Origin of the sequence: Mesorhizobium sp. M0184, from assembly GCF_040322215.1 — a bacterium.
Taxonomy (GTDB): domain Bacteria; phylum Pseudomonadota; class Alphaproteobacteria; order Rhizobiales; family Rhizobiaceae; genus Mesorhizobium.
The window spans coordinates 13,766-30,002 of record NZ_JAMYSZ010000017.1; the positions used below are offsets into that span (position 1 = coordinate 13,766).

Below are 16,237 nucleotides of genomic sequence, written 5' to 3' on the forward strand. Positions count from 1 at the left end.
GAACATCACATTGCAAAGGGCGAACGCATTCTCGAAAAAGATCATGGTCCAACAACAGGATAACGAGTGCGGAGAAGCTCAGCGCGTACCGTTGCAAGCGGAGCGGCTGGTCACTGCATGCCGTCCCTGACGATCGCCGCCACTTCGATCATGATTGCAGGCACCGGCGGCACTTCTAGCGGTCCTCGAAGCCGGTCAGCACGCCAACGGCGTTGACGCCGATCTCCTCGACTGCGTAGCCGCCTTCCATGACGAACAGCGTCGGCAGGCCGAGCCTGGCGATGCGGCGGCCGATCCTGGGATAGTCGCCCGTTTTCAGCTTGAACTGGCTGATCGGGTCCCTCTCGAAAGTGTCGACGCCGAGCGAAACCACGACGACGTCGGGAGCATAAGCCGAAAGCCTGGTGCAAGCGTCCTCGAGTGAGGCGTTCCACACGTCCCAGCCGGTGCCGAAGGGCATCGGGTAATTGTCGTTGAAGCCTTCGCCGTCGTCCTCGCCGCGTTCGTCGGCATGGCCGAGGAAGAAGGGATATTCGGTCATCGGATCGCCATGCAGGTTCAGCACCTGAACGTCACCGCGGCGATAGAATATCTCCTGGGTGCCGTTGCCGTGGTGATAATCGACATCGAGGATCGAAACGCGCCCGGCGCCATGGTCGCGGAACCATTGCGCGGCGACGGCGGCGTTGTTGATGAAGCAATAGCCGCCCATGAAGGCCGCCCCTGCATGGTGCCCTGGCGGGCGGCAGAGGGCGAAGGCGGAAGGCTCGCCGGCCTTGACCAGCGCGGCGGCGGTCAGCGCGACGTCATAGGACGACTTGATCGCATCCCATGTGCCTTTGACGAACGTCGCGCCGCCGTCGAAGGAGTAGAAGCCGAGCAGCGCATCGATGCCTTTCGGGCGCACGTCGCCGCGCAGTCCGCGCGTCGGCCAGGTGAAGGGAATGGCCGAACCGCTGCGGCCCGACGCTTCCCAGAGCGGCCACACGGTCGGCAGGAAATCGATGTAGTCGCTGGCATGCACCTTCCTGGCGGCGGCGAGGTCGTGGCTTTCCGGCGGCAGGATCGGACCGAGCTTCTCGCTCTCCACCCGCGCCCTGATGAACTCGGCGCGCGAAGGCTTTTCAAAAGCCGGCACGATGGCGCCGGCGATCAATTCGACATTGCCGGAATGGCCGGCATGGAGAGGCGAAAAAACAGTCTTCATGAAATTGTTCCGTGGTGAGACGCGGCGACCCTAACCGTCCTGCACTGCCTTTCACAAGGCGCTGGGCCAACCAGCCATGGCTTGCTGGCCCGGCAGCCGGTCGTCTAGCCTGCCGGCAGCGCAACCGAACCGCGGGTAATCATGAGTTCAAATGCCGACCTGATCGTCACCAATGCCCGTGTGCTGACCATGGACGAAGGCAATCCGACGGCCGAGGCGGTGGCGATAAGGACGGCAACATCCTGGCGGTTGGCGATCGCCGGACGATCGAGGCGCTGAAAGGGCCGGCCACGAAGATCATCGATGCGCAAGGCGGTTCGGTGGCGCCGGGCTTCATCGAAGCGCATATGCACCTTTTCGGCGGCGCGGCCGAACTGGACAATCTGCACCTTCAGGGCGTGCATGGCTTCGATGCGCTGAGCGACGCGATCCGCGCCTACGCTGCGGCACGGCCGAACGCCAAATTGCTGCTTGGGGCCGGCGTCGACTACACTATCCTTTCCAAGGAAGAGCCGGTCACCCGCCATCATGTGCGCATGTCGTCTTCGCTTCCGACTGGCCGGTGTCGCGGGTCGAGCCGATCCTGGGCATTCAGGCGGCGGTGCTGCGCAAACCTTGGGCAGAGGGCGATCCCGACCAGAGCTTCTCGCTTCTGGAAGCCCTTGCCGGCTATACGGTCGAAGGCGCCTATGCCGAATTCATGGAACACCGCAAGGGCCGGCTGAAACCAGGCTATCTGGCCGATCTGGTGTTGCTGTCGGCCGATATCGAGGCAACTGAACCGGCTTCCTTGCACATGGTGCGTCCGGTCAGCACCATCTGCGGCGGCAAGATCACTTATCAGGTTTGATGATGGCGCTGACCATGGCATGGGGCTTGCGTTCTGAACCGAGATCCAGATGCATGGTTGCCAAGCCGACCGGCATATGCTGACAATCGAATGGGAACTGGATCCGCCATCAAGAGCGGACATGAAAATGGGGTAATGCGTGCCGGATCAACCGGGTAAGAGTGCAATCGAGGTCCGCAGCGTCCGCAAGGTGTTCGGTACCGGGGACGCACAAGTCGCCGCTCTCGACACGGTTTCGGTGTCGATCCGCGAGAACGAGTTCTTCACGCTGCTGGGGCCGTCGGGTTGCGGAAAGACGACGCTGCTGCGGCTGATCGCCGGCTTTGACTTCCCCAGCGAAGGCGAAATCCTGCTGCACGGCCACGACATCGCGCCGCTGCCGCCGTTCAAGCGGCCGGTCAACACCGTCTTCCAGTCCTATGCGCTGTTCCCGCACATGACGGTGGCCGAGAATATCGGCTTCGGCCTGGAGATGCTGGGCAAGCCGAAAGCCGAAATCAAGGCGCGCGTCGCCGAGATGCTGAAGCTGGTCAAGATGGAGGCGCTGAGTGCCCGCCGCACCAGCCAGATCTCCGGCGGCCAGCAGCAGCGCGTCGCACTGGCGCGCGCGCTGGCGCCGCAGCCGAAAGTGCTGTTGCTCGACGAGCCGCTGTCGGCGCTCGACTACAAGCTGCGCAAGGAGATGCAGATCGAACTGAAACGGCTGCAGCACCAGACCGGCATCACCTTCATCTTCGTCACCCACGACCAGGAGGAAGCGCTGACCATGTCGGACCGCATCGCTGTGATGTCGGCCGGTAAGATCCTGCAGGTCGGCACGCCCTGGGACATCTACGACAAGCCGGCGGAGCGCTTCGTTGCCGACTTCATCGGCGAAACCAATTTCCTGACCGCAGCCATCACCGACATCGGCAACGGCAAGGCGCGCGCGACCCTCAAATCCGGCGCGACGATCGACGCGACGGTGGCTGAGGGCTTCCAGCCGAAGGCGAATGCCACCTTGGTGGTCAGGCCGGAACACGCAAAGCTGACCGGCGGCAAGGGCGATCTTTCCGGAACCGTCGAAAACATCGTCTATTTCGGCACCGATACGCATATCCACGTCCAACTGGACAGCGGCGAAGCCTTCACCGTGCGCCAGCAGAACACACGCAGCGCAGGCTGCGGTTTCGAGCGGGGCGACAAGGTCGGCGTCTCGATCGGCAACGACGCCGCGCAAGTGCTGAGGGATTGATGACGAGCGCGGAAGAAGTCGCCAAGGCGGCCGAACGGCGCGACATCCGCGACCGCTGGCTGCTGTCGGCGCCGGCCCTGCTGATCATCTTCCTTGCAGCAACCGGTCCCTTGCTGATCGTGCTGGTTTATTCGTTTTTGACGCCCGGCCCTTATGGCGACGTGAAGTGGCAATTCTCGCCCGAGGCCTGGACATCGGTGTTCATGGAACGCGACATCTTCGACGACACGCTTTCCATTGCTGCCGCCCATGTCACTATCTTCTGGCGCTCGATCAAGCTTGCCATCGTGACCACGATCGCTACTTTGGCGCTTGGTTTTCCTACTGCCTATTTCATGGCGACGCGCAGCGAGAAGACGCGCGATCTCTGGCTGTTCCTGATCACCATACCGTTCTGGACCAACTTGCTGATCCGCACCTTCGCCGTGCTGCAGATCATCCGCAACGAGGGGTTGATCAACACGGTGCTGCTCAAGCTCGGCATTATCTCCGCGCCGATCCAGATACTCTTCACCGACACGGCGATCCTTATCGGCATGGCTTATGTCTATCTGCCGCTAATGGTGCTGCCGATCTATGCCAGCATGGAGAAGCTCGATTTCCGGCTGGTCGAAGCCGGCTACGATCTTTATGCGACGCGCTTTCAGGTGCTGAGACGCATCATTTTCCCGCTGGTCAAGCCGGGCGTCATCGCCGGCTCCATCCTGGTGTTCATTCCGGCGCTCGGCGCCTATGTCACACCGGTCCTATTGGGCGGCGGTAAGACCATGATGCTTTCCAACCTGATCGAGCTGCAGTTCGGACAAGGCCGCAACTGGCCGCTTGGCTCGGCGCTGTCGATCGCCGTCATGATCATCGTCATGGTGGCACTGCTCGCCTATGTGCGTAACACCGGCCGGTCGGAGATGCGTCATGGCTAGCAGCTTCGCAATCAAGCATCAGCCGGGATTCACCGCGATCGCGGCGACCTGCTTCGTCGTGCTCTATCTGCCCATCGTCGTGCTGGTCGTCTATGCCTTCAATGCCGCGACCTCGACGTCGGAATGGGGCGGCTTCTCGCTCAAATGGTTCCAGTCGGCGTGGCAGAACACGCAGGTCATTGACGCCACCTTGCGCTCCTTCCAGATCGGCGCCATCGCGGCGATCCTGGCCACCGTCTTCGCCACCATGGCGGCGCTCGCCACCACGCGCACGCCGCCCTATCCCGGCCTGACCTTCAAATATGCCGCCATCAACCAGCCTCTGATGGTGCCGGAGATCGTCACCGGCGTGGCGCTGCTGATCTTTTTCTCGCGCATCAAGATCTTCACCGGCTATTCCGGGCTCGGCTACCTGATCGCGGCGCATACGGCCTTTTGCATTCCGTTCGCCTACCTGCCGATCCGGGCGCGGCTGGAGAACATGGACCTGACGCTGGAACGGGCCGCCGCCGATCTCTATGCGACGCCGTGGAAGACGTTCCGCCGCATCACCTTGCCGCTGCTTTGGCCCGGCATTCTGGCCGGATTGATGCTGGCCTTCGTCATCTCGCTCGACGATGTCGTCATCACCGAGTTCGTGAAATCGGGCGGCCAGGACACGCTGCCGACCTACATGCTTGGCCAGATACGTCGAGGGATAACGCCGGAGATCAACGCGATATCGACCGTGTTCCTGCTCTTGTCGGTCGCCATCGTGACGTTGTTTTTCTTCATCAGCAGGAAACGGGACTAGACATGAAAATGGGAGCTAAAACCATGAACTGGAAGACCACGGCGACCGCCATCGGGCTGGCGCTGCTCGCCTCGACGAGCCTTGCTCGCGCCGACGGTGAACTCAACATCTACAATTGGGGCAACTACACCAGCCCTGACGTGATCAAGAAGTTCGAACAGAAATACAACATCAAGGTGACCATCACCGACTACGATTCGAACGATACGGCGCTGGCCAAGGTTCGCCAGGGTGGCACCGGCTTCGACATCGCGGTGCCTTCGCAAACCTTCGTGCCGATCTGGATCAAGGAAGGCCTCGTTCAGGAGACCGATCCCGGCAAGATGGAGAATTTCAAGAACGTGGCGCCGGAATGGGCCAATCCCGATTTCGATCCGGGCCGCAAATATTCCGTGCCATGGGCCTGGGGCACGGTGGGCATCGTGGTGAACACCGATGTCTACAAGGGGCCGTCGGACAGTTGGGGCATCATCTTCAACACACCCGACGAACTGAAGGGCAAGGTCAACGTCGTGCCGGAAATGAACGACGTCATGTTCGCGGCGACCAAATATGTCGGCGGCGCGCAATGCGCCAGCGACAAGGAAACGCTGAAGAAGGTGCGTGACACGCTGGTTGCTGCCAAGCCGAACTGGATCGCGATGGAATACAATACCATCGAGAAAATGGGCGCCGGCGATTTCAAGGCGACCAGCGACTGGAACGGCTCGGCCTTTCGCCAGCGGCTGGCGAACCCCAAGATCCACTATTTCTATCCCAAGGAGGGTTTTGGCCTCTGGAGCGACAACGTCATGGTCCTGAAGGACGCAAAGAATGTCGAGAACGCCAAGCTGTTCCAGAACTTCATCATGGATCCGGAAAACGCCGCCGGCCTATCCGCCTTCCATCGCTACGCCAACGGCATTACCGGTTCCGACAAGTACATGCCGGCCGATATGAAGGATGCGCCGGAAGTCATCATCCCGGAAGACGTCAAGGCGCATGGCGAGCTGCAAAAATTGTGTTCCGAGGAAGTGCAGGCCATCTACAGCAAGATCTGGACCGAACTGCAGAAGTAATCCACATCCGGACGAAACCCGGCGGCAATTGCCGCCGGGCCTTTTCCCGGCGATCGGACTGCCTATGATTTCCTATCGCAACAGCGAACCGGCGCCGCCGATCATGCAGGGTTCGCCGCCGCGGATGGTGCCGCCGAAGCTCGACTGGGACCGGCCGCCATGGAATCGTTGGGCGTTCCAGCACATCCGCGAATTTCTGCCGACCGTCGAAGTCTGGCGCGGCAATGGCCATCGGCATCGCTTCGAGCGCGCCGAGGTCGATCTCGACGCGCTGCCGGTGAGCGACAGCATGGGGCAGCCGACGACGCTCGCCGGGCTGCTCGACGAGACCTATACCGACGGGTTCCTCGTGCTCAAGGACGGCAAGGTCGCCTATGAGCGCTACTTCAACGGCATGACCGAGCGCACGCTGCATTTGTCGCAGTCAATGGCGAAGTCGGTCACGGGCTCGGTGTTCGGCATATTGGTCGGGCGCGGACTGATCGATCCGGCCTTGTCGGCGACGGTCTATCTGCCGGAGCTGGAAGCGACCGGCTGGGCAGGCGCCAGCGTGCAGCATGTGCTCGACATGACGAGCGGGGTGAGCTTTTCCGAGGAATACACCGATCCCTATTCGGACATCGGCCAGGTCGATGTCGCCACCGGCTGGAAGCCGGTGCCGCCAGGCAGCAATCCGGCCTTTCGCTGGCCGTCGCATATGTTTGAACTGATCCTCGGGCTCAAGGAAAAAATCCGGCCACACGGCGCCGCCTTCGAATACCGCTCGATCGAGACCGACGTGCTTGCCTTCATCATGGAGCGGGTGAGCGGCAAAAGGCTGGCGCAGCTGATTTCGGAAGAGCTATGGCAAAAGCTCGGCGCGGATGAAAGCGCCTGCTTCACTGTCGACAGCGCCGGTTATGCGGTCGCCGACGGCGGCTTCAACGCCACGCTGCGCGATTATGGCCGCTTCGGCCAGCTGATCCTCGACAATGGAGGCGGCATCGTGCCGGCCGACTGGATCGAGGCGACGCGCAATGGCAGGCATGGACCGGATTTCAGTCCCAGCCTGCCGGAAGGCAGCTACCGCAACCAGTTCTGGATCGAGGACCCGCGCTCGCGAGCGCTGATGTGCCGGGGCGTGTTCGGGCAGCTGATCCATATCGACTGGGATACGAAAATGGTCGTGGTGAAGCTTTCGAGCTATCCGGATTTCACCAACATCGGCTATTCGGTGGCGACGCTGAAGGCCGTGCATGCCATTGCCGCGGCGCTCGCCTGAACCTCAAAGAAATCCGCAGGACCACCATGACCGGCAAGACCGCGTTCGAAACCAGATACGGCTTTGCCCGCAAGCAAGTGCTGCTCGGCAATTGGCGCGAAAGCCCGTTCAGCCGGTGGTCGTTCCAGAATGTCGGCGAGCTGGTGCCGAGCGCTGCCGTGGCGGCACAGCCGGGCAGCAGCGAAGCGCCGGCGCAGGATTTCGGCGGGTTACTTGGTGAAAAGGTCGCTCTTGCAGGCGGCGCGGAGACGGTCGCGGCTTTTCTCAGGCGCTCCGATACCGACGCGCTGACGATCATGAAACGCGGCAAATTCGTCGGCGACTGGTTCGCGCCGCATATGGAGTTTGGGGCGCGCCACATCGTCTTTTCGATCAGCAAGTCGCTGACCGCCATTGTTGCCGGCATATTGGAAGGCGAGGGGATTTTCGATCCGCAGGCACCGGTAAGCCTCTATCTGCCCGAAGCCGCCGGCTCGGCCTATGGCGATGCGCGTGTGCGGCACGTGCTCGACATGAGTATCAGCCTCGATTTCGAAGAGGCCTATCTCGATCCGGAAAGCGCCTTCGCCCGCTACCGCCGCGCCATGCTGTGGAATCCAGGCGGGGGCATCGAGAGCCTGGCCACTTTCCTCATGACGCTGCAGGGTCTGGCCGAGCCGCATGGCCGGACGTTCCGCTACCGTTCGCCCAATTCCGACCTGCTCGGCATCCTGCTCGAACGTGCGTCTGGCCGGCGTTTCGCAGATTTGATGCGCGAAAAATTATGGGAGCCGCTCGGCGCCGTCGGCGATGCCTCGGTGACAGTCGACACGGAAGGAACGGCGCGCACCGCCGGCGGCATTTCGGTGACGCCGCGCGACCTTGCACGCGTCGGCGAGATGATGCGGCAAGGCGGCGCAGCCAATGGCCGCCGCGTCGTGCCGGAAGCCTGGGTGCGCGACACGACCGAAACTGGCGGTGACGCCGAGGCCTGGCGGCGCGGCACGATGGCGTTCCTGTTTCCGCGTGGCCGCTACCGCAACAAATGGTACCAGACGGGCGCGGCAAGCGGCGCCGTCTGCGGCATCGGCATCCACGGCCAGTGGCTTTACGTCAATCCGAAGGCCGAAATGGTAATCGCAAAGACGTCGTCGCAGCCGGTACCGGTCGACGATCCGCTCGATCTGGATATGATTTCTTTCTTCGAGGCGCTGAGCCGGATGGTCTGATCCATCCAGACAGCCCGACCTTTCCTGTGGACCTCTCGCCGGGTTGAAAATGGCGCAGTTGGCGCGGCAGTGCTCTGCGCCTATGGTCGCCGCTCGTTTCGACTAGCGACAGGTACGACATGGCATCCGACATCAAGCGCATCGCAACTATCATAGCCGCCGAGATCGCCGCCCGGCCCGAGCAGGCCGCGGCAGCGATCGGCTTGCTCGATGACGGTGCGACCGTGCCGTTCGTGGCGCGCTACCGCAAGGAGGTCACCGGCGGCCTCGACGACACGCAGCTGCGCGACCTCGCCGAGCGGCTGGCCTATCTGCGCGAACTCGACGCGCGCCGCGACACCATCCTTGGTTCGATCCGCGAGCAGGGCAAGCTGACCGAGGAGCTCGAAGCAAAGATCGCTGCGGCCGGCACCAAGGCCGAACTCGAAGACATCTACCTGCCTTACAAGCCGAAGCGCCGGACCAAGGCCGAGATCGCACGCGAGCGCGGGCTCGGGCCTCTGGCGGAAGCTATTCTCGCCGACCGTACGGCTGTACCCGCCGAGCTGGCGCTGGCCTACATCAGCGAAAACGTGGCCGACGCCAAGGCAGCGCTCGAGGGTGCGCGCGACATCCTGTCCGAACAGTTCGCCGAGAATGCCGATCTGGTCGGCCGATTGCGGACCTACATGAAGGAACGCGCCTTCCTGCGCTCGCGCGTCGTCGACGGCAAACAGGAGGCCGGCGCGAAATTTTCCGACTATTTCGACCATGTCGAGCGCTGGACCAACGTGCCGAGCCATCGCGCGCTGGCCATGTTGCGCGGCCGCAACGAGGAGGTTCTGTCGCTCGACATCGAAGTCGATGCCGATGACGCCTCTCCGGTGAAACCGGTTGAGCGGATGATCGCCGACGCCTACGCCATCGGCCGCCAGTTGCCGGGAGACCGCTGGCTGATGGAGGTCGCCGGCTGGACCTGGCGCATAAAGCTGTCGCTGCACCTGACGCTCGATCTGATGCGCGATCTGCGCGAGCGGGCCGAAGAAGAAGCCATCCATGTCTTCGCCCGCAATCTCAAGGATTTGCTGCTTGCCGCGCCTGCCGGCTCGCGGCCGACGATGGGGCTCGATCCGGGCATTCGCACCGGCGTCAAGGTGGCGGTGGTGGACGGCACCGGCAAGCTGCTGGCGACGACAACGGTCTATCCGTTCCCGCCGAAGAACGATGTCCGCGGCACGCAGGCCGAACTGGCCAAGCTCATCCAGCTGCATAAGGTCGAGCTGATCTCGATCGGCAACGGCACCGGCAGCCGCGAGACCGAAAGGCTGGTGGCCGACATGCTGGCTGATATGCCTGCCGGGTCCGGGCCGAAGCCGCTCAAGGTGATCGTCAGCGAAGCCGGCGCCTCGGTCTATTCCGCCTCGGCAACGGCGGCAGCGGAATTTCCCGGCCTCGACGTGTCGCTGCGCGGAGCGGTGTCGATCGCACGGCGCCTGCAGGATCCGCTCGCCGAACTGGTCAAGATCGAGCCCAAGTCGATCGGCGTCGGCCAGTACCAGCACGACGTCGATCAGTACCGCCTCGGCCGCTCGCTGGAAGCGGTGGTCGAGGATGCGGTCAATGCCGTCGGCGTCGATCTCAACACGGCGTCGGCGCCGCTTCTGGCGCGGGTTTCGGGTCTCGGCGCATCGCTGGCCGAGGCGATCGTTGCGCATCGCGATGCCTCCGGCCCGTTCGCCAGCCGTCGCGAACTGTTGAAGGTCTCCCGCCTTGGACCCCGCGCGTTCGAGCAATGCGCCGGCTTCCTGCGGATTCCAAACGGCACCGAACCGCTCGATGCGTCAGCGGTGCATCCGGAAGCCTATGGCGTGGCCAAGAAGATCGTCGCGGCCTGTGGGCGCGACGTCCGCTCGCTGATGGGCGACAGCGCCGCACTCAAGGCGCTTGATCCGCGCGTCTTCGTCGATGAGCGCTTCGGCCTGCCGACGGTGCGCGATATCCTGGCGGAGCTGGAAAAGCCCGGCCGCGATCCGCGCCCCGGCTTCAAGACCGCGACCTTCGCCGACGGCATCGACGACATCAAGGACCTGAAGCCCGGCATGCAGCTTGAAGGCACTGTCACCAATGTCGCCGCCTTCGGCGCCTTCGTCGATATCGGCGTGCACCAGGACGGACTGGTGCACGTCTCGCAACTGGCCGACCGTTTCGTCAAGGACGCGCATGAGGTGGTCAAGGCCGGCGACGTGGTCAAGGTGCGTGTCGTCGACGTCGATATCAAGCGCGAGCGCATCGGTCTGTCGATGCGCAAGGATGGCGACGGTGGCGCACCGAAGCCGCGCGACAATGGCAGCAGGCCGGTGCCGCGCGCGCCCGCGCCCCAACGCCAGCCGGAGCGGCCGGTGCAGCAGGGCGCGTTCGGCGCCGCTTTGGCCGATGCGTTGAAGCGGAAGTAATTTCGCGAGCCGGGCTGCGCCGCCAGGTCAGACGGCGGCGCTCGACATTGATGATCCATCACCAATGCTCATGGATCGGCGAAGCTATTTCGTTTGATTTTTTCAGGACGGGAGCCGATAAGCCGCGCGTTTCAAGATTTCTGTTTCGATGCATGTCGTTATCTCCAAGCTGCCGAACACCCTCGGGTCAGGCCCGCGGGCAAGCTTTGGGCGACATGCATGAGTTTGGGAGACCGAGAGCCATGGCCGCCGACAAGAACGCATTCGTCTGGGATGATCCTTTCCTGATCGAGGACCAGCTTTCGGAGGACGAGCGCATGGTGCGCGATGGCGCCGCGGCGTTTGCCGCCGACAAGCTCGCTCCGAAGATCGAGGAAGCCTATCTCGAGGAAAAGACCGACGCCGGCATCTTCCGCGAAATGGGCGAGGCCGGTCTGCTCGGCATCACCATCCCCGAGGAATATGGCGGGCTCGGCGCCAACTACGTCACCTACGGGCTAGTCGCGCGGGAAGTGGAGCGGATCGACTCGGGCTATCGCTCGATGATGAGCGTGCAGTCGTCGCTGGTAATGTATCCGATCCACGCCTATGGCTCGGAAGAACAGCGCAAGAAATACCTGCCGAAGCTGGCGTCGGGCGAATGGATCGGCTGCTTTGGCCTGACCGAACCTGACGCCGGTTCCGACCCGGGCAGCATGAAAACGCGGGCCGAAAAGACCGCGAGCGGCTACAGGATCTCCGGCTCGAAGATGTGGATTTCCAACGCGCCGATCGCCGACGTGTTCGTCGTCTGGGCAAAGTTGTCCGACGAAAGTGGGGGCGCGCATGACAACCAGATTCGCGGCTTTGTCCTGGAAAAGGGCATGAACGGGCTGTCGGCGCCGAAGATCGGCGGCAAGCTGTCGCTGCGAGCCTCGATCACCGGCGAAGTGGTGATGGAAGGCGTCGAGGTCGGCGACGACGCGTTGCTGCCCAACGTCTCGGGTCTCAAAGGGCCGTTCGGCTGCCTCAACCGGGCGCGCTACGGAATTTCCTGGGGCGCCATGGGCGCGGCTGAGGATTGCTGGCACCGCGCCCGCCAGTATGGCCTCGACCGTAAGCAGTTCGGCAAGCCGCTGGCCGGTACGCAGCTTTTCCAGAAGAAGCTCGCCGACATGCAGACCGAGATCGCGCTCGGCCTGCAGGGCAGCCTGCGCGTCGGGCGGCTGATGGACGAAGGCAAGATGGCGCCGGAGATGATCTCGCTCGTCAAGCGCAACAATTGCGGCAAGGCGCTCGACATCGCCCGCCAGGCCCGCGACATGCATGGCGGCAATGGCATCCAGATCGGCTACCACGTCATGCGCCACGCCCAGAACCTGGAAACCGTCAACACCTATGAGGGCACGCATGATGTGCATGCGCTGATCCTCGGACGGGCGCAGACCGGGTTGCAGGCGTTCTTTTAGCATTGGCAGGTGTCCTCCGCTGCCAGGGCGCCACTGCCTGGCATCTCCCCTCGCAAGGCGGCAGATCGGCAATTTTCGCCAACGGCGCCACATTTTGTTCTTGCTTTGTGCCGGCAGCTATGCTACTAATTTCGCTATGGTGCTAATTCGCACCGACGACCCGCTCACCGAGGCGGGTTTTTCTTTTCAGCTCTTTCGACCAAGCATCGCGCGTGCTGCTGACATCAATGTCGGCGGGAAGCGCCCGGTGCTGACCCGCCGGCCTTCGGCTCTGCACCGTTGCAACGTCTTGCCGCCACGCCACGGACTTCCAGGCTCGGCGCTCCGTTTCGTGAAGCTGTGAAAGCTGCTTAATTTAGGTGCAGCGCAACATCTCTGCTTGGAGAATGGTCAGCATTCGTGTCAGGGTTCAGCGAACTCCTTTTGAAACGCCGACTTCAGGGGCACCATGGCAATTCTGGCAGCCGTCTATCACCTGACCCACTACAAATACGACCGGCCGGTCGTCTTGGGCCCGCAAGTCATAAGGTTGCAGCCTGCGCCGCATTCCCGCACCAAAGTGCTCAGCCATTCGCTGAAGGTCGGGCCGGCAAACCACTTCGTCAATTTGCAGCAGGACCCCTACGGCAATTTCCTGGCCCGCTTCGTCTTCCCTGAACCGGTGATGGAACTGAAGATCGAGGTCGATCTCGTTGCCGACATGACGGTCTACAATCCGTTCGATTTCTTCGTCGAGCCATCGGCCGAGACGTTTCCGTTCGAATACCCCGAAGAGATCCGGGACGATCTGACCATCTACCGAACGCCGGAACCGGCGGGGCCGCTGTTGGAGGCATTCCTGAAAACCCTCGCGCGCCACCCGACCAACACCGTCAATTTTGTCGTCGACCTCAATGCGCGGCTGCAGCGCGAGATCGCCTATATCGTGCGCATGGAAACCGGCGTCTTCTCGCCCGAGGAAACGCTGGCCGCCGGCAAGGGATCGTGCCGCGATTCCAGCTGGCTCCTGGTGCAGATACTGAGGAACCTCGGCATCGCCGCGCGTTTCGTCTCCGGCTACCTGATCCAGCTCAAACCCGACCTCGTTGCGCTCGACGGGCCGCCCGGCACGGCGACCGATTTCACCGACCTCCATGCCTGGTGCGAGGTGTATCTGCCGGGGGCCGGCTGGATCGGCTTCGACCCGACCTCCGGCCTGCTCACCGGCGAAAGCCATGTGCCGCTCGCGGCAACGCCGCATTTCCGCAATGCCGCGCCGATCTCCGGCATGGCGAGCTTCGCCAATGTCGAATTCGGCTTCGACATGCGGGTCGACCGCATCGCCGAGCATCCGCGCATTACCAAGCCGTTCTCCGACGAGAGCTGGCAGGCGCTGGACGCGCTGGGGGTCCAGGTCGATGCTGCGCTCCAGGCCGGCGACGTGCGGCTGACCATGGGCGGCGAGCCGACCTTCGTCTCGATCGACGATTTCGAGGCTGCAGAGTGGAACACCGCCGCCGTCGGGCCGACCAAACGCGAAAAGGCTGATGCGCTGATCCGCCGGCTGCGCGAACGCTTCGCGCCGGGCGGCTTCCTGCATTACGGGCAAGGCAAATGGTACCCCGGCGAAAGCCTGCCGCGCTGGACCTTCTCGCTCTACTGGCGCACCGACGGCGAGCCGGTGTGGAGCGACCCGTCGCTGATCGCGCATGAAAAGAGCGAGGCGGATGTCGGACCGAAGCAGGCCGAAGGCCTGCTGACGGCGATCGCCGACGAACTCGGCATCGACAAGACGATGGTCAGCGAAGCCTATGAGGATCCGGCCGAGTGGCTGCTCAAGGAAGGCAAGCTGCCTGACAATGTCGATCCTTCCAATTCGAAGCTGGAGGATCCGGAGGAGCGCAGCCGCATGGCGCGGGTGTTCGAACGCGGGCTGACCAAGCCGTCGGGCTATGTGCTGCCCGTCCAGCGCTGGAACAGCCAGGCTTCCGGACCGCGCTGGCGCTCGGAGAAATGGAAGACGCGGCGCGGCAGGCTGTTCCTGGTGCCCGGCGATTCGCCGGTCGGCTACCGCCTGCCGCTCGGCACGCTGCCCTATGTGCCGCCGGCGCAGTTCCCCTACATAGTCCCGGTCGATCCGTCGCTGCCGCGCGGACCACTGCCGGCGCGCGAGGCGATCTTGCCCGGTTCTGCTTCGTCGCCCGCTGCGGCCGAACTGGAGGGCGCCGACGAGATGGCGCGACGCCAGCAGGCGGTATCCTTTACGGCCGTTACCGGCCAGCAGGACCGCGTCGAACAGGAGATCACCGAGAGCGGCGGCGCCGTGCGCACGGCGCTTTCGGTCGAGCCGCGCGACGGACGGCTTTGTGTGTTCATGCCGCCGGTCGAGGCGCTGGAGGACTATCTCGAACTGGTGGCGGCGGCTGAGAACGCGGCAAGGGCGATCGGCCTGCCGGTGCATATAGAGGGCTACGGCCCGCCGCACGATCCGCGCCTCAATGTCATCCGTGTGGCACCCGATCCCGGCGTCATCGAGGTCAATATCCACCCCGCCGCGAATTGGCAGGATTGCGTGGCGACGACCACGGCGATCTACGAAGAGGCGCGGCAGACGCGGCTTGGCGCCGACAAGTTCATGATCGACGGCCGCCACACCGGCACCGGCGGCGGCAACCACGTCGTCGTCGGCGGCGCCACGCCCAATGACAGTCCGTTCCTGCGCCGCCCCGACCTGTTGAAGAGCCTGGTGCTGCAATGGCAGCGACATCCGTCGCTGTCCTACCTTTTCTCCGGCCTGTTCATCGGCCCGACCAGCCAGGCGCCGCGCTTCGACGAGGCGCGCCACGATTCGCTCTACGAACTCGAAATCGCGATGGCGCAGGTGCCACATCCGGACAAGGGCGCGGCACCCCTGCCGTGGCTGGTCGACCGGCTGTTCCGCAACCTTCTGACCGACGTGACGGGCAATACGCATCGCTCGGAAATCTGCATCGACAAATTGTTTTCGCCGGACGGGCCGACCGGCCGGCTCGGGCTGGTCGAATTCCGCGGCTTCGAGATGCCGCCCAACGCGCGCATGAGCCTGGCGCAGCAATTGCTGGTGCGCGCCATCATCGCCCGGGCCTGGAAGAACCCGCTCGACGGCCGCTTCGTGCGCTGGGGCACCTCGCTGCACGACCGTTTCATGCTGCCGCATTATGTCTGGGCGGATTTTCTCGACGTGCTGGACGACCTCAAGCTGAACGGCTTTGCGTTCCGTCCGGAATGGTTCGACGCCCAGCTCGAATTCCGCTTCCCGTTCTGCGGCGAGGTCCAGCATGCCGGCGTCAAGCTGGAGCTCAGGCAGGCGCTCGAGCCGTGGCAAGTGATGGGCGAGCAAGGCGCGATCGGCGGCACCGTGCGCTTTGTCGATTCCTCCGTCGAAAGGCTGCAGGTGAAGACCGAGGGGCTCAACCCGGAGCGTCACGCCGTCGTCTGCAACGGCCGCGTCGTGCCGATGAAGGTGACCGACAACCGCGAGATCGCGGTGGCCGGCGTGCGCTTCAAGGCCTGGCAGCCGGCGTCGGGCCTGCATCCGGCGCTGCCGGTCAACACCCCGCTGGTCTTCGACATCTATGACCGCTGGTCGGGCCGCGCGGTCGGCGGCTGCGTCTATCATGTGGCACATCCCGGTGGGCGCAGCTACGACACGTTCCCGGTCAATGGCAACGAAGCGGAGGCGCGGCGGCTCGCCCGCTTCGAGCCGCGTGGCCATACGCCGTCCAGCTATGTGCTGCGCAACGAAGAAGCCTCTGAAGATTTCCCGATGACCCTTGACCTTCGGCGGCCGCAAAGACTCTGATCAGCC

12 protein-coding genes and 1 pseudogene are annotated in these 16,237 nt (G+C 63.5%); 12 read left to right on the forward strand and 1 reads right to left on the reverse strand.

The window, feature by feature from the left end; all coding sequences use genetic code 11:
• Nucleotides 1-175: 175 nt before the first annotated feature.
• The gene (locus NKJ23_RS20610) at nt 176-1,207 is read right to left on the reverse strand and encodes a histone deacetylase family protein (RefSeq protein WP_352681958.1); all 1,032 of its coding nucleotides are present in this window, start codon (nt 1,205-1,207) and stop codon (nt 176-178) included.
• A 141-nt stretch (nt 1,208-1,348) separates the two neighbouring features.
• On the opposite strand from NKJ23_RS20610, the gene NKJ23_RS34690 reads away from it, so the two are divergent.
• From NKJ23_RS34690 to NKJ23_RS20660, 12 genes and pseudogenes are all read left to right on the forward strand, one after another.
• Nucleotides 1,349-1,486 carry a hypothetical protein gene (locus NKJ23_RS34690; RefSeq protein WP_502902557.1) on the forward strand — a complete coding sequence of 46 codons (138 nt, stop codon included), beginning with the start codon at nt 1,349-1,351 and terminating at the stop codon, nt 1,484-1,486.
• Between the two features lie 68 nt (nt 1,487-1,554).
• A pseudogene (locus tag NKJ23_RS34695) lies at nt 1,555-1,625 on the forward strand (hypothetical protein); the annotation flags it as partial.
• A gap of 45 nt (nt 1,626-1,670) precedes the next feature.
• Nucleotides 1,671-2,057 carry an amidohydrolase family protein gene (locus NKJ23_RS34700; RefSeq protein ID WP_502902559.1) on the forward strand — a complete coding sequence of 129 codons (387 nt, stop codon included), beginning with the start codon at nt 1,671-1,673 and terminating at the stop codon, nt 2,055-2,057.
• Between the two features lie 139 nt (nt 2,058-2,196).
• Nucleotides 2,197-3,291 carry an ABC transporter ATP-binding protein gene (locus NKJ23_RS20620; RefSeq protein ID WP_352681960.1) on the forward strand — a complete coding sequence of 365 codons (1,095 nt, stop codon included), beginning with the start codon at nt 2,197-2,199 and terminating at the stop codon, nt 3,289-3,291.
• Nucleotides 3,291-4,211 (forward strand): ABC transporter permease, encoded by a 921-nt coding sequence (locus NKJ23_RS20625; RefSeq protein ID WP_352681962.1) that lies wholly within the window; start codon nt 3,291-3,293, stop codon nt 4,209-4,211. The genes NKJ23_RS20620 and NKJ23_RS20625 overlap by 1 nt, the downstream gene beginning before the upstream one ends.
• Complete coding sequence (locus NKJ23_RS20630; protein WP_352681964.1) at nt 4,204-5,004, forward strand: ABC transporter permease; 801 nt, start codon at nt 4,204-4,206, stop codon at nt 5,002-5,004. The genes NKJ23_RS20625 and NKJ23_RS20630 overlap by 8 nt, the downstream gene beginning before the upstream one ends.
• A gap of 23 nt (nt 5,005-5,027) precedes the next feature.
• Nucleotides 5,028-6,062: an ABC transporter substrate-binding protein gene (locus tag NKJ23_RS20635; RefSeq protein ID WP_352681966.1), complete on the forward strand. Its 1,035-nt coding sequence runs from the start codon at nt 5,028-5,030 to the stop codon at nt 6,060-6,062.
• A gap of 64 nt (nt 6,063-6,126) precedes the next feature.
• Nucleotides 6,127-7,323, forward strand: coding sequence for a serine hydrolase domain-containing protein (locus NKJ23_RS20640; protein ID WP_352681968.1), 1,197 nt, complete (start codon nt 6,127-6,129; stop codon nt 7,321-7,323).
• 26 nt (nt 7,324-7,349) lie between these two features.
• Nucleotides 7,350-8,531, forward strand: coding sequence for a serine hydrolase domain-containing protein (locus NKJ23_RS20645; protein ID WP_352681970.1), 1,182 nt, complete (start codon nt 7,350-7,352; stop codon nt 8,529-8,531).
• 119 nt (nt 8,532-8,650) lie between these two features.
• Nucleotides 8,651-10,963: a Tex family protein gene (locus tag NKJ23_RS20650; RefSeq protein ID WP_352681972.1), complete on the forward strand. Its 2,313-nt coding sequence runs from the start codon at nt 8,651-8,653 to the stop codon at nt 10,961-10,963.
• 242 nt (nt 10,964-11,205) lie between these two features.
• Entirely contained in the window at nt 11,206-12,411 is a 1,206-nt protein-coding gene (locus tag NKJ23_RS20655) for an acyl-CoA dehydrogenase (protein WP_352681974.1), read from the forward strand.
• 448 nt (nt 12,412-12,859) lie between these two features.
• On the forward strand, nt 12,860-16,231 hold the full coding sequence (locus tag NKJ23_RS20660) for a transglutaminase family protein (RefSeq protein ID WP_352681976.1): 3,372 nt from the start codon (nt 12,860-12,862) through the stop codon (nt 16,229-16,231).
• The last annotated feature ends 6 nt before the right edge of the window (nt 16,232-16,237 follow it).